This window comes from Chromobacterium sinusclupearum (genome assembly GCF_002902845.1).
GTDB lineage: Bacteria > Pseudomonadota > Gammaproteobacteria > Burkholderiales > Chromobacteriaceae > Chromobacterium > Chromobacterium sinusclupearum.
The window spans coordinates 239,311-260,317 of record NZ_PPTF01000073.1 but is presented as its reverse complement, the minus strand read 5'-3'; the positions used below and the strand labels follow the sequence as shown (position 1 = coordinate 260,317).

The 21,007-nt window shown below is 64.2% G+C and carries 20 protein-coding genes; 9 read left to right on the top strand and 11 right to left on the bottom strand.

Features of this window, described 5'->3' with window-relative positions; genetic code table 11:
- Positions 1-76: 76 nt before the first annotated feature.
- Positions 77-1,441 carry a bifunctional UDP-N-acetylglucosamine diphosphorylase/glucosamine-1-phosphate N-acetyltransferase GlmU gene (gene glmU / locus C2134_RS16935; RefSeq protein ID WP_103321285.1) on the top strand — a complete coding sequence of 455 codons (1,365 nt, stop codon included), beginning with the start codon at positions 77-79 and terminating at the stop codon, positions 1,439-1,441.
- Positions 1,442-1,561: 120 nt separating this feature from the next.
- Here glmU and C2134_RS16930 read toward each other — a convergent pair whose 3' ends face one another.
- On the bottom strand, positions 1,562-1,945 hold the full coding sequence (locus tag C2134_RS16930; RefSeq protein WP_103321284.1) for a nuclear transport factor 2 family protein: 384 nt from the start codon (positions 1,943-1,945) through the stop codon (positions 1,562-1,564).
- A 133-nt stretch (positions 1,946-2,078) separates the two neighbouring features.
- On the opposite strand from C2134_RS16930, the gene C2134_RS16925 reads away from it, so the two are divergent.
- Together C2134_RS16925 and glmS are read left to right on the top strand one after the other, a co-directional pair.
- On the top strand, positions 2,079-2,870 hold the full coding sequence (locus C2134_RS16925; protein WP_103321283.1) for a DeoR/GlpR family DNA-binding transcription regulator: 792 nt from the start codon (positions 2,079-2,081) through the stop codon (positions 2,868-2,870).
- Positions 2,871-4,700, top strand: coding sequence for a glutamine--fructose-6-phosphate transaminase (isomerizing) (gene glmS, locus C2134_RS16920; RefSeq protein ID WP_103321282.1), 1,830 nt, complete (start codon positions 2,871-2,873; stop codon positions 4,698-4,700). It abuts the gene before it with no gap.
- 193 nt (positions 4,701-4,893) lie between these two features.
- Here glmS and C2134_RS16915 read toward each other — a convergent pair whose 3' ends face one another.
- Entirely contained in the window at positions 4,894-5,352 is a 459-nt protein-coding gene (locus C2134_RS16915) for a hypothetical protein (RefSeq protein ID WP_103321281.1), read from the bottom strand.
- 178 nt (positions 5,353-5,530) lie between these two features.
- Here C2134_RS16915 and C2134_RS16910 point away from each other — a divergent pair, with 178 nt between their 5' ends.
- The 3 genes from C2134_RS16910 to C2134_RS16900 all read left to right on the top strand — a co-directional run bounded on the left by C2134_RS16910 (position 5,531) and on the right by C2134_RS16900 (position 7,289).
- The gene (locus C2134_RS16910) at positions 5,531-5,989 is read left to right on the top strand and encodes a MarR family winged helix-turn-helix transcriptional regulator (RefSeq protein ID WP_103321280.1); all 459 of its coding nucleotides are present in this window, start codon (positions 5,531-5,533) and stop codon (positions 5,987-5,989) included.
- A gap of 189 nt (positions 5,990-6,178) precedes the next feature.
- Positions 6,179-6,886: a pirin family protein gene (locus C2134_RS16905; protein ID WP_103321279.1), complete on the top strand. Its 708-nt coding sequence runs from the start codon at positions 6,179-6,181 to the stop codon at positions 6,884-6,886.
- A gap of 19 nt (positions 6,887-6,905) precedes the next feature.
- Positions 6,906-7,289, top strand: a complete 384-nt coding sequence (locus C2134_RS16900) for an OsmC family protein (protein ID WP_103321278.1) — start codon at positions 6,906-6,908, stop codon at positions 7,287-7,289.
- A gap of 6 nt (positions 7,290-7,295) precedes the next feature.
- Here C2134_RS16900 and C2134_RS16895 read toward each other — a convergent pair whose 3' ends face one another.
- The 5 genes from C2134_RS16895 to C2134_RS16875 form a co-directional block, all read right to left on the bottom strand.
- The gene (locus C2134_RS16895) at positions 7,296-8,210 is read right to left on the bottom strand and encodes a LysR family transcriptional regulator (protein WP_103321277.1); all 915 of its coding nucleotides are present in this window, start codon (positions 8,208-8,210) and stop codon (positions 7,296-7,298) included.
- Between the two features lie 142 nt (positions 8,211-8,352).
- Positions 8,353-9,081 carry a substrate-binding periplasmic protein gene (locus C2134_RS16890; RefSeq protein WP_158248797.1) on the bottom strand — a complete coding sequence of 243 codons (729 nt, stop codon included), beginning with the start codon at positions 9,079-9,081 and terminating at the stop codon, positions 8,353-8,355.
- A gap of 115 nt (positions 9,082-9,196) precedes the next feature.
- Positions 9,197-10,390: a DUF3734 domain-containing protein gene (locus tag C2134_RS16885; protein WP_103321275.1), complete on the bottom strand. Its 1,194-nt coding sequence runs from the start codon at positions 10,388-10,390 to the stop codon at positions 9,197-9,199.
- A 9-nt stretch (positions 10,391-10,399) separates the two neighbouring features.
- Complete coding sequence (locus tag C2134_RS16880; RefSeq protein ID WP_103321274.1) at positions 10,400-11,182, bottom strand: 3-hydroxybutyrate dehydrogenase; 783 nt, start codon at positions 11,180-11,182, stop codon at positions 10,400-10,402.
- A gap of 187 nt (positions 11,183-11,369) precedes the next feature.
- Positions 11,370-12,242: a LysR substrate-binding domain-containing protein gene (locus tag C2134_RS16875; RefSeq protein WP_103321273.1), complete on the bottom strand. Its 873-nt coding sequence runs from the start codon at positions 12,240-12,242 to the stop codon at positions 11,370-11,372.
- A 224-nt stretch (positions 12,243-12,466) separates the two neighbouring features.
- Here C2134_RS16875 and C2134_RS16870 point away from each other — a divergent pair, with 224 nt between their 5' ends.
- The 3 genes from C2134_RS16870 (at position 12,467) to C2134_RS16860 (ending at position 14,918) form a co-directional block, all read left to right on the top strand.
- Positions 12,467-13,660 carry an MFS transporter gene (locus tag C2134_RS16870; protein WP_103321272.1) on the top strand — a complete coding sequence of 398 codons (1,194 nt, stop codon included), beginning with the start codon at positions 12,467-12,469 and terminating at the stop codon, positions 13,658-13,660.
- 49 nt (positions 13,661-13,709) lie between these two features.
- Positions 13,710-14,513, top strand: a complete 804-nt coding sequence (gene dkgB / locus C2134_RS16865; protein ID WP_103321271.1) for a 2,5-didehydrogluconate reductase DkgB — start codon at positions 13,710-13,712, stop codon at positions 14,511-14,513.
- 63 nt (positions 14,514-14,576) lie between these two features.
- A complete protein-coding gene (locus C2134_RS16860) occupies positions 14,577-14,918 on the top strand; it encodes an FKBP-type peptidyl-prolyl cis-trans isomerase (RefSeq protein WP_103321270.1) in 342 nt (113 codons plus the stop codon).
- A gap of 60 nt (positions 14,919-14,978) precedes the next feature.
- Here the strand turns inward: C2134_RS16860 and C2134_RS16855 are convergent, their stop codons facing one another.
- The 4 genes from C2134_RS16855 to C2134_RS16840 all read right to left on the bottom strand — a co-directional run bounded on the left by C2134_RS16855 (position 14,979) and on the right by C2134_RS16840 (position 20,988).
- Positions 14,979-16,613 carry a hypothetical protein gene (locus C2134_RS16855; protein ID WP_146042192.1) on the bottom strand — a complete coding sequence of 545 codons (1,635 nt, stop codon included), beginning with the start codon at positions 16,611-16,613 and terminating at the stop codon, positions 14,979-14,981.
- A gap of 206 nt (positions 16,614-16,819) precedes the next feature.
- Complete coding sequence (locus C2134_RS16850; protein ID WP_103321268.1) at positions 16,820-18,364, bottom strand: DHA2 family efflux MFS transporter permease subunit; 1,545 nt, start codon at positions 18,362-18,364, stop codon at positions 16,820-16,822.
- Between the two features lie 7 nt (positions 18,365-18,371).
- On the bottom strand, positions 18,372-19,514 hold the full coding sequence (locus C2134_RS16845; RefSeq protein ID WP_304529173.1) for an HlyD family secretion protein: 1,143 nt from the start codon (positions 19,512-19,514) through the stop codon (positions 18,372-18,374).
- A gap of 34 nt (positions 19,515-19,548) precedes the next feature.
- Positions 19,549-20,988: an efflux transporter outer membrane subunit gene (locus C2134_RS16840; protein ID WP_103321267.1), complete on the bottom strand. Its 1,440-nt coding sequence runs from the start codon at positions 20,986-20,988 to the stop codon at positions 19,549-19,551.
- Between the last annotated feature and the right edge of the window lie 19 nt (positions 20,989-21,007).

Below are 21,007 nucleotides of genomic sequence, written 5' to 3'. Positions count from 1 at the left end.
GCTCGGACGAATCGGCTGCGGCAAGCGTTGGTCTTCGTGTGTTTTCGTGGCCTGATATGGTTTTAGGATTTTTGATATGGATAGTTTGAGTATCGTCATCCTTGCCGCGGGCAAGGGCAAGCGCATGTATTCCTGCATGCCCAAAGTGATGCACCCGATAGGCGGCGAACCGATGCTGGCGCGCGTGATCCGCACCGCGCGCGGCTTGAACCCTTCCCGCCTGGTGGTGGTGTACGGCCACGGCGGCGACCAAGTGCGCGCCCGCATTAACGATGCCGACCTGATCTGGGCTGAACAGGCCGAGCAACTGGGCACCGGCCATGCGCTGAAAATGGCGCTGCCGCACTTGCCGGCCGACGGCAAGACCCTGGTGCTGTACGGCGATGTGCCCTTGACCAAAACATCGACGCTGCAAAAGCTGGTGGATGCCGCAGGCCAAGGCATGGCGGTGCTGACCGACGTGCTGGCCGACGCCACCGGCTATGGCCGCATGCTGCGCGGCGCCGACGGCAAGCTGAAGGCCATCGTCGAACACAAGGATTGCACGCCGGAACAGCTGGCCATCCGCGAGATCAACACCGGCATGATGGTGCTGCCGAACGCGCAACTGGCCGGCTGGCTGAATGCGCTGAAAAACGGCAACGCCCAGGGCGAATACTATCTGACCGATGTGCTGGAGCTGGCGGTGAAGGCCGGCGTGGCGGTGGAAAGCGCCAGCGTGGACGCCAGCTGGGAGGCGTCCGGCGTCAACAACAAGCTGCAACTGGCCGAACTGGAACGCATTCTGCAGGCCAACCAGGCGCGCGCGTTGCTGGAAGCCGGCGTGACGCTGGCCGACCCGGCGCGCATCGATATCCGCGGCGAACTCAAGCATGGCATGGACGTCAGCATCGACGTCGGCTGCGTATTCGAAGGCGCGGTGGAGCTGGGCGACAACGTTGAAATCGGCGCGCACTGCGTGCTGAAGAATGCGCGCATCGCCGCAGGCGCCAAGATCGCGCCGTTCTCGCACCTGGAAGACGCGGTGGTCGGCGAGGCGTGCAAGATCGGCCCGTATGCCCGGCTGCGTCCGGGGGCCGACCTGGCCGCTCATGTTCACATCGGCAACTTTGTCGAAGTGAAGAAGAGCAAGATCGGCGAAGGCTCCAAGGTCAATCACCTGACTTATATCGGCGACGCCGAGATCGGCCGCAAGGTCAATGTCGGCGCCGGCTCGGTCACCTGCAACTACGACGGCGTCAACAAGTTCAAGACCATCATCGGCGACAACGTTTTCGTCGGCTCCGGCACACTGATGGTGGCGCCGGTGGTGCTGGAGAAGGACTCGACCATAGGCGCCGGTTCCGTGATCAGCAAGAACACGCCGGCCGGCGAGCTGACCGTGGCGCGCGCGCGCCAAGTGACCATTCCGGGTTGGAAGCGGCCAGAGAAGAAAAGCTGATAGGCCTGAATAGCGCTGTTTTGAATTCGCGGCTGAAGCCGTTCCTACACCTCAATCTGTAGGAGCGGCTTCAGCCGCGAAGCGTTTGGCGCAGGGCATGGCTCAAGCCGCGCGACCGCTTCAGGCCATCGCAAATGGCTCGGTGACGGTGCCCTGATGAAACACCATCTGCCAGCGGCCGTCGCGGCAACGCCAGATGGAGCTGCGCAGCGTATAGCGCGGCGCGCTGGAGGCGGGGTCGCGGACGGATTTGAAGGTGATCTGAACCACGTCTTCTCCCAGCTGCCGGGCCTGGAAATCCTGGGCCTGAATGGCCGAGCAATCGTCCTTGGGCAGAATTTTCAGCAAATGGTCTTTGCCGAAAGCGGCGCCCGATGCGCCGAACTCCAGAAAATCGTCGGCGATCAGCCGGTCCAAAGCCGCCACGTCGCGCCGCGTATCAGCCGTCAGCAGAGCCGTTTCATGCTCGATCAGTTGTTGATAAAGACTGGCCGTCGCTTCCATTGAATCTTTCCCATTTTGAAAAAGTGAAACAGTGGAAACACCTTAGCCTAACGGTATATTTGCGGCAAGCCACAGCCTTGCGTCCTCGATTTGGCGCTGCTATCATTGCAAAACTTTCGAATCGAAACTTGTGATGACTAAACGAAACACTCAGCAGCGCCGCCATGCCATCGCCACGCTGGTGCAGGAGCGGGGCGAAGTCAGCGTGGAAGAACTGACCCAGCGTTTCTCCACATCTGAAGTGACTATCCGCAAAGACCTGGCATTGCTGGAGACCGGCGGTTTGCTGCTGCGCCGTTACGGCGGCGCGGTGTCGCTGCCCAGCGAGATGGTGGCGGAGCCGGATGTCGAACAAGTTTCGAAGCGAAAGCAAGCGATCGCCCGCGCCGCCGCCGAGCGGCTGCGCGACCACAACCGCGTGATCATAGACAGCGGCACCACCACCAGCGCGATGATTCCGTTATTGGGCAACAAGCGCGGCCTGGTGGTGATGACCAACTCGCTGAACGTCGCCGGCGCTCTGCGCGAGCTGGAAAACGAGCCGATTCTGCTGATGACCGGTGGCACCTGGGACCCGCATTCGGAATCGTTCCAAGGCCAGGTGGCGGAGCAGGTGCTGCGTTCCTACGACTTCGACCAATTGTTCATCGGCGCCGACGGTATCGACCTGGAACGCGGCACCACCACCTTCAACGAGCTGGTGGGCCTGTCGCGCGTGATGGCGGAAGTGGCGCGCGAGGTGATCGTGATGGTGGAGTCGGAAAAGATCGGCCGGCGCATCCCCAATCTGGAACTGCCCTGGGCAAGCGTGCATACGCTGGTGACCGATGACGGTTTGCCGCAGGCGGCCAGAGACCTCATTCAAGCGAAGGGCGTGACGCTGATTTGCGCGCCCACCGTTCAAGACAGCCCAAGGAGAAAGTAAATGTGTGGCATTGTTGGCGCCATCGCCCAGCGTAATATCGTTCCCATTCTGGTAGAAGGCCTGAAACGCCTGGAATACCGCGGCTATGACTCGGCTGGCGTGGCCGTGCTGGCCGGCGATGAGATCCGCCGCGTGCGCCGCGTCGGCCGTGTGGCGGAAATGGAAAGCGCCGCCGCCGAAGACGGCCTGCAAGGCCAATTGGGCATCGGCCACACCCGCTGGGCCACCCATGGCGGCGTCACCGAATACAACGCCCACCCGCATATCTCCTTCGGCAAGATCGCCGTGGTGCACAACGGCATCATCGAGAACCACGAACAGCAGCGCCAGCGCCTGAAGGACCTGGGGTACGCCTTCGAATCCCAAACCGATACCGAAGTGATCGCCCACCTAGTGCATCACTATTACCAGTCGGGCAGCAGCCTGTTCGACGCAGTGAAGCAAGCCACCCGCGAACTAACCGGCGCTTACGCCATTGGCGTGATCGCGCTGGACCGCCCGGACGAACTGGTGTGCGCCCGCATGGGTTGCCCGCTGCTGGTGGGCCTGGGCGAGGGTGAAAACTTCATCGCTTCCGACGTTTCTGCCATCCTGTCCGCCACCCGCCGCGTGATCTTCCTGGAAGAAGGCGACATCGGCCACCTGACCCGCGACGGCGTCAAGCTGATAGACAAGAATGATCAGCCCATCGAACGCCCGGTGCATCTGTCCGACGTGTCGCTGGCGTCCCTGGAACTGGGGCCGTACAGCCACTTCATGCAGAAGGAAATCCACGAGCAGCCGAAGGCGCTGTCCGACACCATCGAAGCGGTGCAGGACTACGGCTTCAACCCCGAGCTGTTCGGCGACGCCGCGGCCGGCATCCTGCCGCAACTGGAAGGCGTGAAGATCCTGGCTTGCGGCACCAGCTACTACGCCGGCATGACTGCCAAGTACTGGATCGAAAGCATCGCCGGCCTGCCGTGCGACGTGGAAATCGCCAGCGAATACCGCTACCGCGACGCCTTCGCCAATCCCAAGCACTTGATCGTCACCATCTCCCAGTCCGGCGAAACGCTGGACACCATGGAGGCGCTGAAGTACGCCAAGGAGCTGGGCCACCAGTACGCGCTGTCCATCTGCAATGTGCGCGAATCCGCCATCCCGCGCGCCAGCGACCTGGTGTTCTACACCCGCGCCGGCGCCGAAATCGGCGTGGCCTCCACCAAGGCTTTCACCACCCAGCTGGTGGGCCTGTTCGCGCTGGCCGTGACCTTGGGCAAGACCCGCGGCCGCGTGTCGGCTGAAGCCGAAGCGCAATATCTGGACGAACTGCGCCATCTGCCGGGCAGCGTGCAGCACGCGCTGAATCTGGAGCCGCAGATCAAGGCCTGGTCCGAACGCTTCGCCGCCAAGGACGACGCGCTATTCCTTGGCCGCGGCCTGCATTACCCCATCGCCCTGGAAGGCGCGCTGAAGCTGAAGGAAATCTCCTACATCCATGCCGAGGCTTATCCGGCAGGCGAGCTAAAGCACGGCCCGCTGGCGCTGGTGGACGAAAACATGCCGGTGGTGGTGATCGCCCCGAATGACGCGTTGCTGGAAAAAGTGAAGTCGAACATGCAGGAAGTGCGCGCCCGCGGCGGCGAGCTGTTCGTATTCGCCGACGCCGATAGCCACTTCAGCGAGTCCGACGGCGTGCACGTGATCCGCACCCCGCGCCATGTCGGCGTGCTCAGCCCCATCGTCCACACCATCCCGGTGCAGATGCTGGCCTACCATGTGGCGCTGTCGCGCGGCACGGATGTGGATAAGCCAAGAAACTTGGCAAAATCTGTGACAGTTGAATAATTCAAATAAATAAAATATGCATTTCGACTGGAGTGAATAAAGTCTGTTACGGCAATGACGTGATCAGTCTGTCGCTAGCAGCGTTAAACGAAGAGGCCCAACAGGGCCTCTTTTCGTTTGGGGTTTCTTTGGTAAGGGGTGGTGTCGATGGGCTGCTACGTGCTCAGTCGCATAAGTCCGGGTTGTTGGCTTTTTAAATGCGGGCGGCACTGGCGCGGAGCCGGCCAGCTATTCGCAGACCCGCCCTGAAGTTCTTCCCCATCAGCAGTAACTGGATCAGCCCGATGCTCAGCTCGATGGCCTGTACCAGATAGAATGCGCGGTCAAACTGTCCCAAGGACGCTTTGTGGTACAGGAAAAGCGCCGAGGGAATCATGATCAGCAGCCCATTGATGGCAATGATGGGCATGCGCTTTTTCTTTTCATCCAACAATCGCCCCTTTCTTTCTCGCCCGATCAGGTTGCCGGTTGCCCCGGTCATGATCATGGCCAATACCAGGATGGGGATTCCGGTATAAGCAATCGCGTGTTTGACTAGGGTGATGGCCTCATGATCGAACAACAGTTCGGACACGAGGGTTGAGGTCCAAAAGCTCGCAATGGACAGCATGGCGATAGACCCGCTGATGGCGTGGAAAGCGCTTCTCTTCATGGTTAATCCTTATCGGGGTTGTCACGACCTCTCGCACCAGCGGGTGCCGTCTTGTTTATGTTTGGCGCTTTTTTAGTCGGCATGTACATGGCACAGGTATTCGAGTAAACTTGGTTCAATGATTTCATATTGACAATATAGTGTCAACTTGGTTTTTTGATGACTTTGTGAAAATCCTATGCCTAACGACAAACACACAACAGCGGGCGCCGCGCTGTCCGCGGTGATCCTGGATCTGTTTCGTGTCAGTAACAGCTTGCTGGTTGAGGGCGATCGCTTGGTTGCCCCCCTCGGGCTGACCAGCGCCCGGTGGCAAGTACTCGGAACAATCATTGCGGCGGGAACGCCCCAGCCGGTTTCCTGGCTGGCGCGGGATATGGGAGGGAACCGCCAGAATGTGCAGCGGATCGTGAATGACCTGGCGAAGGAAGGGTGGATCGAGTTCGCGGATAATCCGCATCACCGCCGCGCCTCGCTGGTGGTGCTTACTGAAGCGGGGCGCAGGGTTTTTGACTCAGCGATGGCGCTGGAAGCACCGTGGATGAATCATCTGGCAGAAGGCTTTGCGCTATCTGATATAGAGAAACTGGCTGGCATGTTGAGCGCGTTGCGAAGCAAGTTAGAGCAAGATGCATAGCCGCAGTATTGCCCTGGACTCTAAATCCCTGCGCTGCTGAAAACGGGGGAAGGTGTCGGCGACTGCTGCATGGAGTGGAGTTAATTGATTAATAAATTCGATTGATTTCTGCTATTTTTTGCGTTTTCCATTCAATTAATTAGGGTTCAAACTACAGCCATCAACCCCTTGCCTGAAAGGAAAACGACCATGCTGCAAGTCCTCAAAGCCAATCAACGCGGCCACGCCAACCATGGCTGGCTCAACAGCTGGCATACCTTTTCCTTTGCCCATTACTACAACCCAGAGCAGATGGGCTTCAGCGTTCTGCGGGTGATCAATGACGATACGGTGGCGCGCGGCGCGGGTTTCACTACCCATTCGCATAGCGATATGGAGATCATTTCTTATGTGTTGGACGGCGCGCTGGAGCATAAGGACACCTTAGGCACCGGTTCGGTGATCCGCCCCGGCGACGTGCAGATGATGGAAGCCGGCCATGGCATTTCCCATAGCGAGTTCAATCACTCGCACGCCGAACCGGTGCACTTCCTGCAAATCTGGATTTTGCCGGACCGTAAGGGCCTGACGCCGAGTTATCAGCAACGCCACTTCAGCAGCGAAGAGAAGCGCGGCAAGTTGCGCCTGGTGGTTTCGCCGGATGGGCGGGATGATTCCTTGCGCATTCACCAAGATGCCAGCCTGTATGCGGCGCTGGTGGACGGCGAGGAAGAGATCGAATGGTCGCAACAGAACGGGCGCAATGGCTATTTGCACGTGGCGCGCGGCAGCGTGCTGCTGAATGGTTATCCGCTGGAGGCCGGTGATGGCGTCAAAGTGTTCGGGGGCGCCGATTTGAAGCTGAGCGATGGCGCACAGGCCGAGGTGTTGTGGTTCGACCTGCCGCCTAGCAAATGACAGCCCATAGGAGCGTGCAATGGAAGTGAAAGTGACTCGCGGCAGCGGAAAACTGCAACAAGTGGTGACGGCAGGAAACCATACCCTGCTGGCGGACGAGCCGCCGGCGATAGGCGGCGAAGACACCGGCTTTACTCCGCATCAGTTGTTGGCGGCTTCGCTGGGCGCCTGCACAGCGCTGACCCTGGCCTTGTACGCCAAGCGCAAGGCATGGGATTTGGCGGATGTCGACGTGCGGGTAGCATATGCCGAGCGGGATGGCGCTTTCGTGTTGGAGAGGCATATGCGCTATATCGGTCAGCTCGACGCAGAGCAGAAGGCGAGGCTGACCGAGATCGCCAACCAATGCCCGATTCACAAGGTATTGTCCGGTCAGATCCGCATTGTCAGCACGGCCGAATAGCGCGGCCTAGGCCTCGGTATGGCAGCGTTCGCGCCATGCCGCGGTCGTTTCTTGCAATAGCTGGCCAAATGCCCGCGTGGCCGGCCCGGTGGCGGCCGGGTCCGCGTAAATCAGGTACAGCGAGGCGAAGCGGCGCTGTCCTGCCGCCAGCGGCAGCGGCCGCAGCGCGCCCGTCTCCAGCTCCTGAGCGATGCGATGCTTGGGCAGCCAGGCATAGGCGAGCCCGGCGCGCACGGTTTCAATCGAAGTTTCAACCCGGCTCACGGTCCAGCGCTGCTTGGCGCCGAGCCAGCCGGCGTCGCGCGGCTCGCGCGAACCGGAGTCCCGCACCACGACTTGGGTATGCTCCGCCAGCTCGTCCATATGCAGTTCGCGCCCGAGTTGGTGCAAAGGATGCTGAGGCGCGGCCACGGCGATGAATTCGGCATCCAACAACCAGTCCCCCAGAAAGCCGGGCGGCGCCATGCCGCCAATGGCCAAGTCGACCTTGCCGTTGAATAGGGCGTCATCGGTGCCGGACATGACGGTTTCGTGCAGCTGCAGCCGCGTTCCGGTATGCAGAAGCGCAAATTGCTCGAGCGTCTTGAGCAGCGGTTCGGTTGGGTACAGCGAATCGACGGCCAGGCGTATCTCGGCCTCCCATCCTTGACGGAGCGTCTGCGCGCGTTCCTCCAGCTTGACCAAGCTATCGGCAATCGGAATGGCATCGCGCAACAGCGCGGCGCCGGCTTCCGTCAGCCGCATGCGGCGTCCCTCTTGCTCCAGCAAGGCGACGCCGATTTGTTCTTGCAGGCGCGCAATGGTGTAGCTGATGGCGGATTGGCTGCGATACAGCTGCTGCGCGGCCTGGGCGAAGCCGCCATAGTCCACGACGGCCTGGAGGATTCGCCATTGCTCGATGCTGGTTCTCGGTAGTTTCATCGTATCGGCATCTTCGTTTGTCGCCGGTTAAATGTCTAGCGGCGGTTGACGTTTGACGAGCGCTTGCGCTGAGGTGCGTTTCACGACGAATCATGGCGTGGCGCATGCCGCATAATATTCTCTGCCCGTGCGAAACACGGCTTTACTGCGAGGCCAGGTAGCGTTTCTTCAGCGCGTCGATGAAGCCATCATGCCGCATGGCGTCCAGAGCGGCATTCAGCCGCGCCAGGGTGGCGGGCGGCGTTTGCGGGTGGCAGGCCAGATACAGGTAACTGGACGAGAAGGTCGCCACCTGGCGCAGAGGGCCCAAGCGCTCACGTTCGACCAGGAAGTGGGCGTGATAGATGCCGGAGGCCCAGAAGTCGATATGGCCGGCCATCAGCTTGCGCAGGTTCAGCACATCATCCGAGGTGTATTCGATTTTATACCCGCGGTTTTGCAGATACTGCGCCACCGCGTCGCCGCGATAGCCGCCTATGCTGAAGGATTTGAGGGCGGCCATGTCCTGCACGCTGGCCGGGCTGTGCGGTCCGGCAAACACGGCCCAGTCGTTTTTCAGCAATGGGCCTACCCACTGGAACAGTTTTTCGCGTTCATCGTTGCGGGTGGTGGAGTAGAGGCAGGTTTTCGAGTCGACCTGGGCCAGGTTATAGGCTCTGAGCCAGGGCATGATCTCAATCGAGTAGGGAATGCCGGCGCGGCGAAAGGTTTCCGTCACCATCTCGGTGGAAATGCCGGTGACGCCGCCATGTTCGTTCGGGTAGTTGAACGGCGGATCGTCCTCGGTGAGCAAGCGTACGGCTGGTTCGGCTGCCGCGATTTGCAGACACAAGCTCATCCCCAGCAAGCACCATTTCATCCATCCCGTCACACCGCTATCCATTCCATCGTGACTACCCGCCCTGTCGCACTGCTCAAGCATAGCAAATTGCCTGGGTACGGCAGCAAAAAGGCTCCCGGGCGGGAGCCTGCAAGCGCTTGCAAGATCAGGCGCGGCGATGGACGTCGTGGGTGACGAAGGGATGCTCCTGCGGCGGCATGCGCAGCCATTCCGGATGCGACAGGCTGGAGCGGATGTCGTCGAGGCCGCTGCTCCAGTGGTCGCGCATGGTGCTGGCGCTGAACTGGTAGTCCTTGTAATGGCCTTCGAAGGGTTTGTCCTGATAAATCAGGTGCACCACGTTGAACAAGCGGCTGCAAGCCTGTTCGGCGGCGCGTCGGTAGGCCGGCGCCTGCCGCTGTTCCTCCGGCACCAGCTCCATCACGGCGCGCAGCATCTGGCGGAACTGCTGCGTTTCCTTCATATAGCCGGTGATCATCCGAGTGCGGCTGGAGAACTGGATGTCTTTCTGCCGGATCGCCACTTTGGACAAGTCCTCCGGCAGCGCGCCGCGCGCATTCCACAGGTCCACCTGGAATACCAGCGAATGCTTGCGCGGTTTGGCCGCCAGCACTTGCTGCAGCGGGGTGTTGGACACTATGCCGCCGTCCCAGTAGTACTCGCCGTCTATCTCCACCGCCGGGAAGCCCGGCGGCAAGGCGCCGGAGGCCATCAAGTGTTCGGCGCGCAGCTTGTCGCGGGTGTTGTCGAAATAGACGAAGTTGCCGCTCTTCACATTGACCGCGCCCACCGATACCCGCATCTCTCCGCTGTCGTTCAGCCGGTCGAAATCCACCAGGCTCTCCAGCGTGCTCTTCAGCGGCGAGGTGTCGTAGAAGCTGGCGGTGCCGCCGGCGTGGCGCCGCAACGGCGAGCGCGGCACGAAGAAGCCGTTCTGGCCCTCGGTCAACGCGCGCCAGGCTTCCAAGCCATTCAGCCAGCCCTGGACGACCGGAGGCAGCGGATGGCTCGGCTCCAGCAGATTGTGCGGGCTGGGCGGCAGCAGCGGCTGGCGGCTGATGGTGGTCCAAAACTGTTCCAGCCGCTCGGCGCGTTTCTCCGGCGGATTGCCGGCGATGATGGCGGCGTTCAGCGCGCCGATGGAAATGCCGGCCACCCAGTTCGGGTGTAGCTTGGCCTCGGCCAGCCCCTGGTAGACGCCAGCCTGATAGGCGCCCAGCGCCCCGCCGCCCTGCAGCACCAGCGCCACCACTTGATAGCGGTGGTCGGGCGGCAGCGCCGGGCTATGGTAGATCCCGGCGTCGGCGTGGCAGGCCGGATTGAGTTTATCCAGCGCCATGATGGCTCCTTATTGCATGAACCAGCCGTGGCTGACCACGAACGATTGGCCGGTGAGGGCGGCGCTGGGGAAGGCGGCCAGGAACAGCGCGGTCTGCGCCACGTCGTCCACCGTGGTGAACACGCCGTCCACGGTGTTGCCCAGCATCACGCGCTTGATCACTTCGTCCTCGCTGATGCCCAGCTCCTTGGCCTGTTCCGGAATCTGCTTGTCCACCAGCGGGGTGCGCACGAAGCCGGGGCAGATCACATGCGAGCGCACATTATGCGGCGCGCCTTCCTTGGCCAGCACGCGGGCCAGACCCAAGAGCGCGTGCTTGGCGGCGACGTAGGCGGACTTCAGCGGCGAGGCTTCGTGCGAGTGCACCGAACCCATGTAGATCACCACGCCGCCGCGATCATCCTTGTACATGTGCGGCAGCGCGGCCTTGGTGGTGAGGAAGGCGCCGTCCACATGGATGGCCTGCATTTTCTTCCAGTCGGCGAAGCTGTAATTGACGATGGGGTTGACGATTTGGATGCCGGCATTCGACACCAGGATGTCCAGCTGGCCGAAGGCGTCCACCACCTGCTGGGTGCCCTGGTTGACCGCGTCCTCATTGGTGACGTCCATCGCCACTCCGATGGCTTTGCCGCCGGCGGTGACGATCTCGTCGGCCGTCTTGCGGGCGGCGTCCAGATTGATGTCGGCAATGGCCACCGCCGCGCCGGCGCGGGCGTAGACCAGGGCGATCTCCTTGCCGATGCCGCTGGCGGCGCCGGTAATCAGTGCGACTTTTCCGTTCAATTGCATGGCGCTTCTCCTGTCATTTCTGGAAAGGGGAACAACTGCAAACTGCGGTAGCCGACGGGCGAATGTCGCGCCTGCCGGGCAAAACGGTACGCTGGGTATGAGACCGGCGGGGCAGGGGAGTTCCCCGGTCCTGGCTTATTCTAATGGCATTGCGTGTCGGTGGTTTGAAAATCTCCGCAGGCTGGATTCAAGCCAGCGCCGCCGCCAGATAGTCCACCAGACAGGCAATGCGCGGCAGCGGGCGGCCTTGTTTGTAGAACACTGCCCAGATCGGCTGTTTCCAAGCTTGGCGCTCGGGCAGCAGGATGGCTTCCAGCCTTCCGGCCGCGATGTCCGGCCCCACCAGGAAGTCCGCCAGACAGGCGATGCCGCAGCCCTGCAGCGCCAGCGCGCGCAAGGTGGCGCCGCTGGATGCGGCCGGCGACGGCGTCACGCGCAGGCCGTTTGGCCCCAGGGGCCACAGGTTCAGCGTGGCCGGGCTGGTGAAGCCGAGCAGCCTGTGGCTGGCCAGGTCCGCCGCCGTTTGCGGCCGGCCGCGCATCTGCAGATAGCCCGGCGCGGCAACCAGGCGCAGCGGGCTTTCGCACAGCAGGCGCGCGTTCAGGGTGGAGTCGGCCAGCGGGCCGACGCGTATCGCCAGATCCGCGCCTTCGGCGATCAGATCCACCACCGCCTCCGCGCCGGTCAGCTCCAGCCGGATATCCGGATAGCGCGCCTGGAAACCGGCCAGATGAGGCGCCAGCAGATGATCCAGCACCGGGATGGCGGCGTTGACGCGCACCAGGCCGGAAGGGCGGGCGGCGGCGGCTTGCAGCTGCTGCTCGGTGTCGCTCAGGTTCTCCACAATGGCGCGGGCGCGTTCCAGCAGCCAGGCGCCTTCCGCTGTCAGGTCCAGCCGCCGCGTGGTGCGGGTCAGCAGCCGCACGCCCAGCTGCTTTTCCAGCTGCGCCAGGCTGCGGCTGACATTGGAGGCCGTGACGCCAAGCTTGTCGGCGGCGGCGGTGAACGAGCCGCAATCCATGATTGCAATAAACGTAATCAGGCTTTCCGTGCTGAGCATTATCAATTTCCACGCAAAAGACCTTCTCACTACACCCCATTTTTCCGTACCGGGCAAGCGCGGACAATCGGTGTCCTGATTTCAAACCCACCCATTCCAGTTGGAGCCGAGGACGCGAAGGCAAGCGAGCAGGGCCGCAGACAGTACATCCAGTACGGCAAGGCCCGAGCAGCGCAGCCGACAAAGTCATCGGCTCTAAATGGGATGGGAAACAGGAGCACAGCATGCCTCTCGCACTATGGGCGCTCACCCTCAGCGCCTTCGCCATCGGCACGACGGAATTCGTCATCGTCGGCCTGATTCCCACCATTTCCGCCAGCCTCCAGGTGTCGCTGCCGTCGGCCGGCCTCTTGGTCAGCCTGTACGCGCTGGGCGTGGCCGTCGGCGCGCCGCTGCTGACGGCGCTGACTGGCCGCCTGCCGCGCAAGTGGCTGTTGAGCGGTCTGATGGCGCTGTTCACCGTCGGCAACCTGGTGGCCTGGCAGGCGCCGGGCTATGAGGCGCTGATCGCCGCCCGCGTGCTGACCGGCCTGGCGCACGGCGTGTTCTTCTCGATAGGCTCGACGCTGGCCACCAGCCTGGTGCCTAAGGACAAGGGCGCCAGCGCCATCGCGCTGATGTTCTCCGGACTGACCGTGGCGCTGGTGACCGGCGTGCCGCTGGGCACCTTCATCGGCCAGCATTTCGGTTGGCAGGCCACTTTCCTGGCCGTCGCGCTGCTCGGCGTGCTGGCTTTGCTGGGCAGCCTGATCCTGGTGCCGGCCAACCTGCCCAAGCCGGCGCCCACCTCTTTCGCCAGCCAGATGGCCGTGCTGGCCCAGCCGCGTCTTTTGCTGGTGTATGCGATGACCGCGCTGGGTTATGGCGGATCATTCACCGCCTTCACTTTTCTGGCGCCGATGCTGGAGCATCAGGCTGGCTACGCGCCGGGCGCGGTGGCGCTGATCATGCTGTTGTACGGCGTGTCGGTGGCCGTGGGCAATATCTGGGGCGGCCGCCTGGCCGACCGCAAGGGAGCGGTGGCCGCCTTGAAGATCATCTTCGCCGGCTTGGCGCTGGTGCTGCTGGCCCTGACCTTCACCGCCGGCTCCAAATGGCTGGTGGCGCTGACGGCGCTGGCCTGGGGCGCGGTGGCCTTCGGCAATGTGGCTGGCTTGCAGCTTTACGTGGTATCGCAGGCCAAGGCGCGTGTGCCGCACGCGGTGGATGTGGCGTCCGGCCTGAACATCGCGGCCTTCAATGTCGGCATCGCCGGCGGGGCCGGCTTGGGCGGGCTGGTTGTCGAGCGGCTGGGGCTGATGGCCACGCCGTGGGTGGGCGCCTTGATCGTGTTGGCGGCTTGGCTGTTGACGGCCTGGTCCGGTAGGCTGGACGCTGTCGATGATGAAAGCATGCCGATCGCGGCCGACCGTATCTGATTCTTGCGCCGGGCGCTCCCCGCCCGGCTTCACAATAAGGAAACGCATCATGCAAATGCCAAAACTGGGCGCGGGGACTTTCCGCCTCAAGGAACAACAGGCCGAAGACGCCGTCGCCATGGCGCTGGAGTTGGGCTACCGCCATATCGACACCGCGCAAATCTACCGCAACGAGGCGGACGTGGGGCGCGCCATCGCCAAGAGCGGCCTGCCGCGCGGCGAGCTGTATGTCACCACCAAGATATGGACCGACCAGTTTGCCCAGGGCAAGCTGATTCCCAGCCTGCGCGCAAGCCTGGACAAGCTGGGGCTGGAGCAGGTGGACATGACGCTGATCCACTGGCCGTCGCCTAAGGACGAAGTGCCTATGGCGGTGTATATGGAGCAACTGGCCGAGGCCAAACAATTGGGGTTGACCCGCGAGATCGGCGTATCAAACTTCACCATCAAGCATCTGGAGCAAGCCATCGCCGTCGTCGGCGCGGGCGCCATCGCCACCCACCAGCTGGAAGTGCATCCGTATCTGCAAAACCTGAAGGTGCGCGCCTTCTGCCGCCAACACGCCATCGCGCTGACCGGCTACATGCCGCTGGCCTACGGCCGCGTGATCCAGGATCCGGTGCTGCTGGACATTGCCCGGAAGCATGGCGCCACGGCGGCCCAGGTGGCGCTGGCCTGGCAGTTGCAGCAGGACATCGCGGTGATCCCGTCGTCCACCAAGCGCGCCAATCTGGCGGCCAATCTGGAGGCGCTGACGCTGCGGCTGGACGACGCGGACATGGCGCGCATCGCCGGCCTGGAAGACGGCGGCCGCATCGCCGATCCGGACTTCGCCCCGGCCTGGGACGCCTGAGTCCGCCGCGCGGGTTACAATACGGTTTTGTCGCCCGCGCGGGCCAAGCAGTGGATGAAGAGCATGAGCGAAGAACTGAAGATGGAAGACCTGGTGGTGGGCGAGGGCAAGGAAGCCGTGCGCGGCGCGCTGATCACCACTCACTACACCGGCTGGCTGGAGGATGGGACCAAGTTCGACTCCTCCGTGGACAAGGGCCGCCCCTTCCAGTGCGTGATCGGCACCGGACGCGTGATCAAGGGCTGGGACCAAGGCATGATGGGCATGAAGGTGGGCGGCAAGCGCAAGCTGTGGGTGCCGGCGCATCTGGCCTATGGCGAACGCCAGATCGGCGACCGCATTCCGGCCCATTCCAATCTGGTGTTCGAGATCGAGCTCTTGGAAGTGCTGACGCGGGAGGATTGATCCTCGGCGGGATCAAAATGAAAGAGGCCCATCCGGGCCTCTGGTCGTTTCAGCCGGCTATCAGTAGCCGATGTTCTTCACCGCCTGCGGCCCCAGCCGCTGGCACAGCTGCATCAGATACAAGCTGTCCGGTCCGACGCGCACGCCCGGCGAGTCCACCGCGCCGAGTTTGGGCGCCGGGTCCAGTTGCTTGGCGTCCGGCAGATACGGCGTCAGCTGGCCGCTGCTGCCTATCGCCCAGTTGGTGCCGCCGGGCGGCGCGGCGATGGCCAGCTGATCGGCCTTGGCGTTCCACGCCACGCCCCAGCCCATGCTCCAGCCGTGGCCGCTGCCGTCGGTGCCGCGGTTGCCCAGGCCGATCGCGCCGCTGACGTCGGCGTTGTCCACCAACAGGCCGGTGGCCCAGCGCTGGTGCGGTTCGATATTGCCGCAGGCTTCCGCCCGGCCGGTGAAATGCAGCAGCACATTCGGCCCGCCTGCCTGCGACTGGGTGGCGTAGTAGAACGATTTCTTGCTGCCGGTGGACGAGCTGCGGTCCACCAGCACCTGGCTGCCGGCGATGCTGAATTCAAACTCCTTGGCGCCCTTGCAATCGACGTTGTTGTGGTCGTGATTCAGCGCGATGCTTTCCAAGGTGAGGCGGCGCGCCTGCTTGCCCACCACCACGCCGGTGGTGAAGTTGTGGGCCTGGATGTCGTTGAGCCAGCCATCGGCCAGGTTGTCCAGCGTGGCCACGCCGTAGTCGGCGCCCGCGCCGCGCGGCAGGCCTTCCAGCGCCAGATGCTCGACGCCGATCTGGCCGGCAAAGCCGCTGGCCTGGTATTTCTGCACGCTGCCGCCATTCGGTCCCAGATAGCCGCTGTCGAAGGAGTCGGACAGCGGGATGTCCAGCGTCAGTTGCTTGCCGTTGACTGCGGTGACGGTGCGCAGCCAGTACTCGTTGTTGTTGCCGGCATTGATCCAGGTTTGCGGCTTGCCGTCGCGCACCAGGGTGTCCATGTTCATGAAGTGTATCCACTCGGCGCTGGCGCGGCGGCGCACCATCACCGCGTCGCCGGGCTGGAAGCCGGAGGCGTCGGAGACATGCAGGACTTGGCCGCCGGAGGGCAGATAGCTGTCGGTGATGGCGGCCGCGGCGCCGCTGGGCGTCAGGCTGCCATTTGCGCCGCCCAGGCTCAGCATGAAGTGGCCGTCGCCTGCGGCCTTCAGCACGGTGCCGCCCGCTCCGGAACCGCTGCCGCGCAGCACCACGCCGTCCTGGTTGAGTGGGATCGGCTCATTCAGCAGAAACGTGCCGGGCGCCAGCAGCACCGCGCCGCGCACGCCTTTGATTGCGGGCAAGGCGGCCACCTTGGCGAGGGCGGCCTGGATGTTGGCGAGGTCGCTGGCCGCGCTGCCGCTGGGTTTCACTGTCGCCTTCACCGGCGCGGCCGGCAGCGCCACGCCGCCGCCCATATAGCCGGCGCTAGAGAAGTCCATGATGCGGTCGCCGTTGCCGTTCAGCGGCGCATAGGCCAGGCCGCCGCGGCCATCGTCTTTGACCCACTGGCTGCGCGCGCTTTCGCCGCCCCATTGCGCTTGGCAGGCCTGGGCGAAGGTGTGCTGGCGGATGGGCAGGAGGGGGTCGGCCTGGACAGCTTGGCCGGCGAGGGCGGCGGCGAGCGTCAGCGCCAGCCGCGTCATAGCGTGTTTCATGTGTAAGGGGTGTCCTGTCTGTAGGTGTTGGGGGACGAAGGCGCCGGCCGGTCATGCGACCGTTTGTCATATTGATACCCCGCACTATATGTAAAGGTCTGTTACAGGAAGGTGTCGATATGTAAGGGCTGGTCTTGTAGACAGGATGAAAAAAGCCCCGGCCACAAGGGCGCGGGGCAAGCTGGTGAAATCGGCAGCCAGGCGTCTTAGTGCGCCTGGCTGGTGTCGGCCACGCGCTTAGGCTTGGGCGCCAGCCAGATGGCGCAGGCGGCCACCACGAAGGACAGGCCGGCCAGCCAGAAGATCTGGTTGGTGGACAGCATGATGCTCTGCGTCTGCAGCGCATGCTCGATGGTGCCCCAGGCCGCGCCATCGCTCATGCCGCCGCCGGTCAGCGCGCGCAGTGCGTCGCCGCTCGAATCCACCATGCCGGCTAGCTCGGCGTGGTTGTAGCTGGCCTTGTCGTCCCAGGCGGTGGTGACCAGCGAGGTGGCGAAGGCGCCGGACAGCGTGCGCATGAAGCTCATCAGACCGGCGGCGGACGCCATCTCCGCCGGTTCCACGCTGGCCATGGCCAGCCCGGTCAGCGGCACAAAGAAGAACGGCATGCCCAGGCCCTGGAACAGCAGCGGCAGCGCCACTTGCCAGAAACCCATGTCGGTGGTGGAGAGACTGCGGTACAGCGTGACGCAGCCCAGCCACATCACGCCGCAAAACACCAGCTTGCGCGGGTCCAGCCGGGTGGACAGCTTGGCCGCGATCGGCGCCACCGTCACCGCCAGGATGCCGCTCATCGCCGTGGCGTAGCCGGCCTGGGTGGCGGTGTAGCCCATATAGGTCTGCAGCCATTGCGGCGTCAGCACGGTGGCGCCGAAGAAGGAGCCGAAGGCCAGGGAGATGGTCAGCACGCTGGCCCAGAAGCCGCGATGGCGGAACACCCTGAGGTTGACGATGGGCTGGGCCTCGGTCAGCTCCCAGATCAGGAAGGCGGCGAAGCCGACCAGCGCGGTAATGGCCAGCGCCACGATCAGCGGCGAACCGAACCAATCCAGCTCCTTGCCCTTGTCCAGCATCAGCTGCAGCGAGGCCACCCATACCATCAGCAGCGCCAGCCCCATCACATCCACGCGCAGCTTCACCACCTGGCTCTGGTAGCGCTTGAGCAGATTCCAGCCCAGCATGCCGCAGCCCAGGGCGATGGGGACGTTGATGTAGAAGATCCACGGCCAGCTGGCCTGATCGCACAAGGTGCCGCCCAGGATCGGCCCCATGATGGGAGCGATCAGCGTGGTCATGCTCCACAAGCCTATCGCCGCGCCGGCCTTATGCTTGGGAAAAATCTGCAGCAGCAGCGTCTGCGACATCGGCATCAGCGGGCCGCCGGCCAGGCCTTGCAGCACGCGGAACAGCACCAGCATCTCCAGCGAGCCGGCCAGGCCGCACAGGATGGAGAACACGCCGAACAGCAGCATGGAGCCGACGAACAGCCGCACGGTGCCCAGCCGCGCCGCCAGCCAGCCGGTCAGCGGCACGGTGATGGCCTCGGCCACCGCGTACGAGGTGATGACATAGGTGCCCTGGCTGGACGACACCGCCAGGCCGCCGGCGATATTGGGCACCGACACATTGGCGATGGTGGTGTCCAGCACCACCATGAAGTTGGCGGCGGCCAGCACCAGCGCCGCCAGCCACAGCATATTGCCGGTCAGCGGCTGTTGGATGCCGCCGGCCGCGGGATTCGCGCTAGACATGGCGGCCTCACTCGCTGACGTCGACGGTGGCTTCCATCGACAGCCCCACCTGCAGCGGATGGGCCTTCAGTTCGGCCGGGTCCAGCGCGATGCGCACCGGCAGCCGCTGCACCACCTTGATCCAGTTGCCGGTGGCGTTCTGCGCCGGAATCATGGCAAACGCCGCGCCGGAGCCGCCAGACAGCCCGGCCACTTTGCCGTGGTACACCACCTTGCCGCCGTACAGGTCGGCGGTCAGCTCCACCGGCTGTCCGACGCGCACCTTGCTCAATTGCACTTCTTTGAAGTTGGCGTCCACATGCGCGTCCTGCAGCGGCACCACCGACATCAACGGCGTGCCGGACTGCACGCGCTGCCCCACCTGCGCCTGGCGCTTGGCCACCACGCCGTCCACCTGGGCGCGGATCACCGTGCGCGCGAGGTCCAGCTTGGCTTGGTCGCGCTTGGCGCGCGCCAGCGCGACTTCCGGGTTGCTGTCCACCGTGCTGTCGGCGGTCAGCGTCTGGTTGGCTTTCAGGCTGCCGACGGCGGCGCGGTAATTGGCCTCGCTCTGGCGGCTGGCGGCCTCGGCGGCTTTCAGATTGGCCTCGGCGGTGGCAAAGGCATTCTGCGCGTTGCTCAGCTCTTCGCCGGACACCGATCCGCTTTTCGCCAGCGCCTGGCGGCGCTGCAGGTCGAGTTTGGCGCGTTGCAGATCGGCGCGGGCCGAAGCCAGCTGCGCCGCGGAGCGGGCCTGGTCGGCGCTGCGCGCCTGGGCCTGGGCCGACAGGCCTTCGTCGTTGGCGAAATAGCCTTTGACCCGGCGCTCGGCGCGGGCAAGGTCGGCTTCGGCCTGGGCCAACGCCAGTTTGGCGTCGCTGTCGTTCAACACCACCAGCACGTCGCCGGCTTTCACCGGCTGGGTATCGACGACTTTGACTTCCTTGACGGTGCCGGCCACTTCCGGCGTCACCTGGGCGATTTCGGCGGCGACGTAGGCGTTGTCGGTGCTGACATGGCGGGAGGCGATCAGCGTCCAGTAAGCGCCGTAGGCGACGGCGGCGGCGGCCACCGCGCCGAACAGAAGGGTGAACAGCTTCTTGCGTTGCATGGGGTTGCCGGCGGCGGCGGGCGCTTCGGAGGCCGGCAGGGCTTGTACGTTTTCGCTCATGTTGGGTAGTCCTTGTTTAGGTTTGCCTGCGGCCTCAGCGGGCGGGTTCGGATGGTTGATAGCCGCCGCCCAGCGCCTTGATCAGCGCGATGTCCAGCGACAAGCGGCGGGCTTCCAGCGAAGCCAGGCTGCGGCGGCTGGCGATGACCGTGTCTTCGGTGTTCAGCACGTCCAGATAGTTGGCCAAGCCGCCCTGGTAGCGGTTCTGGCTGACGCGGTAGGCCTCATCGGCGGTTTGCAGCGCCAGGCGGCGTTGTTCCAGCTGCGGCGTCAGCGAAGCCTGGCTGCTGACGGCATCGGCCACTTCGCGCAGCGCCTGGCTCAAGGTAGCGTCATAGCTGGCGACGGCGGCGTCGTAATCGGCGCGGGCCACGCGGTACTGGCCCTGCAATTGGCCGCCGCGGAAAATAGGCAGATTGATCGCCGGGCCGATTCCGGCTATGCCGGAACCGCTCTTGGCGAACAGGTCCAGCCCCAGCGACTGGGCGCCGACGAAGGCGGTGAGATTGACGTTGGGGTAGAACTGGGCCTGGGCCACGTCGATGCGTTTGCCCGCGGCTTCGGCGCGGAGGCGGGCGGCTGCCAGATCCGGTCGGCGGCCCAGCAGCTCGGCCGCCAGCGTGGCCGGGAGCTGTTGGCCTCGAAACAAGCCGGATGCCGGCCGGGCGATGGCCAGGCCGCGGTCCGGCCCGGCGCCGATCAAGGCCGCCAGGCTGTGGCGTTGCAGCGCGATGCTCTCGTCGGCTGCTTCCAGGTCGGCGCGGGCGGCGGCTTCGCGCGATTCGGCCTGGCGCACGCTGCCCAGCGTTTCCATGCCTTGCTGTTGCCGCTCCCGCATCAGCGTCGCGGTGTGGCTGCGCACGTCCAGCGCCTGGGCGGCGGCGTCGCGCTCGGCAAACAGCCGCGCCAGTTCGGCATAGCCGGCGGCCAGGGAGGTGGTCAGCATCAGCCGGGCCTCGGCCGCGTCGGCCTGGGCGGCGGTCAGCTCCGAGGTGGCGGCGGCGACGGCCGCGCGGTTCTTGCCCCAGAAGTCCAGCTCGTAGCTGAAGTCCAGCGTGGCGCGGCCGCTGGTGTTGAAACCCGTCGGCGCCGGCATGCCGTTGTTGTAGCTTTGTTTGTCGCGGTTGATCGCCGCGTTCAGGTCCGCGCCGGGCAGCAACGCGGCGCCGGCCTGCTGGGCCAAGCCCTCGGCGTGTTCGACGCGGGCGCGGGCGGCGGCCAGGTCCGGCGCTTGGCGCAGGGCCTCGTCCATCAACTGGTGGAGCTGCGCGTCGTCGTATTTCAGCCACCATTGGCTGTTGGCCCATTGACCCTGCCCGGAGGGCAGGCTTTGGGTATTCTGGTATTGTTGCAGCGGTTTGGGTTGCGGCGCCGGGCCCATGTCGGGCAGCGCGGCGCAGCCGCTCAACAGCGCCAATGCGGCCAGCAGGCCGATGGCGGGCAGCGGATGCGGCGAAGGATGGGGGATTCTCATGGTCTCTATCCGGGTGTTA

What these genes read in the sequence shown, in the direction of transcription:
- C2134_RS16885 (WP_103321275.1), bottom strand. Translation starts at nt 10,390, where the DNA reads ATGGCGCTGGATAAACTCAATCCGGCCTGCCACGCCGACGCCGGGATC.
- C2134_RS16915 (WP_103321281.1), bottom strand. Translation starts at nt 5,352, where the DNA reads ATGAAGAGAAGCGCTTTCCACGCCATCAGCGGGTCTATCGCCATGCTG.
- C2134_RS16860 (WP_103321270.1), top strand. Translation starts at nt 14,577, where the DNA reads ATGAGCGAAGAACTGAAGATGGAAGACCTGGTGGTGGGCGAGGGCAAG.
- C2134_RS16855 (WP_146042192.1), bottom strand. Translation starts at nt 16,613, where the DNA reads ATGAAACACGCTATGACGCGGCTGGCGCTGACGCTCGCCGCCGCCCTC.
- C2134_RS16905 (WP_103321279.1), top strand. Translation starts at nt 6,179, where the DNA reads ATGCTGCAAGTCCTCAAAGCCAATCAACGCGGCCACGCCAACCATGGC.
- C2134_RS16850 (WP_103321268.1), bottom strand. Translation starts at nt 18,364, where the DNA reads ATGTCTAGCGCGAATCCCGCGGCCGGCGGCATCCAACAGCCGCTGACC.
- C2134_RS16895 (WP_103321277.1), bottom strand. Translation starts at nt 8,210, where the DNA reads ATGAAACTACCGAGAACCAGCATCGAGCAATGGCGAATCCTCCAGGCC.
- glmS (WP_103321282.1), top strand. Translation starts at nt 2,871, where the DNA reads ATGTGTGGCATTGTTGGCGCCATCGCCCAGCGTAATATCGTTCCCATT.
- C2134_RS16870 (WP_103321272.1), top strand. Translation starts at nt 12,467, where the DNA reads ATGCCTCTCGCACTATGGGCGCTCACCCTCAGCGCCTTCGCCATCGGC.
- C2134_RS16875 (WP_103321273.1), bottom strand. Translation starts at nt 12,242, where the DNA reads ATGCTCAGCACGGAAAGCCTGATTACGTTTATTGCAATCATGGATTGC.
- glmU (WP_103321285.1), top strand. Translation starts at nt 77, where the DNA reads ATGGATAGTTTGAGTATCGTCATCCTTGCCGCGGGCAAGGGCAAGCGC.
- C2134_RS16910 (WP_103321280.1), top strand. Translation starts at nt 5,531, where the DNA reads ATGCCTAACGACAAACACACAACAGCGGGCGCCGCGCTGTCCGCGGTG.
- C2134_RS16880 (WP_103321274.1), bottom strand. Translation starts at nt 11,182, where the DNA reads ATGCAATTGAACGGAAAAGTCGCACTGATTACCGGCGCCGCCAGCGGC.
- C2134_RS16930 (WP_103321284.1), bottom strand. Translation starts at nt 1,945, where the DNA reads ATGGAAGCGACGGCCAGTCTTTATCAACAACTGATCGAGCATGAAACG.
- C2134_RS16925 (WP_103321283.1), top strand. Translation starts at nt 2,079, where the DNA reads ATGACTAAACGAAACACTCAGCAGCGCCGCCATGCCATCGCCACGCTG.
- C2134_RS16845 (WP_304529173.1), bottom strand. Translation starts at nt 19,514, where the DNA reads ATGAGCGAAAACGTACAAGCCCTGCCGGCCTCCGAAGCGCCCGCCGCC.
- C2134_RS16840 (WP_103321267.1), bottom strand. Translation starts at nt 20,988, where the DNA reads ATGAGAATCCCCCATCCTTCGCCGCATCCGCTGCCCGCCATCGGCCTG.
- dkgB (WP_103321271.1), top strand. Translation starts at nt 13,710, where the DNA reads ATGCAAATGCCAAAACTGGGCGCGGGGACTTTCCGCCTCAAGGAACAA.
- C2134_RS16900 (WP_103321278.1), top strand. Translation starts at nt 6,906, where the DNA reads ATGGAAGTGAAAGTGACTCGCGGCAGCGGAAAACTGCAACAAGTGGTG.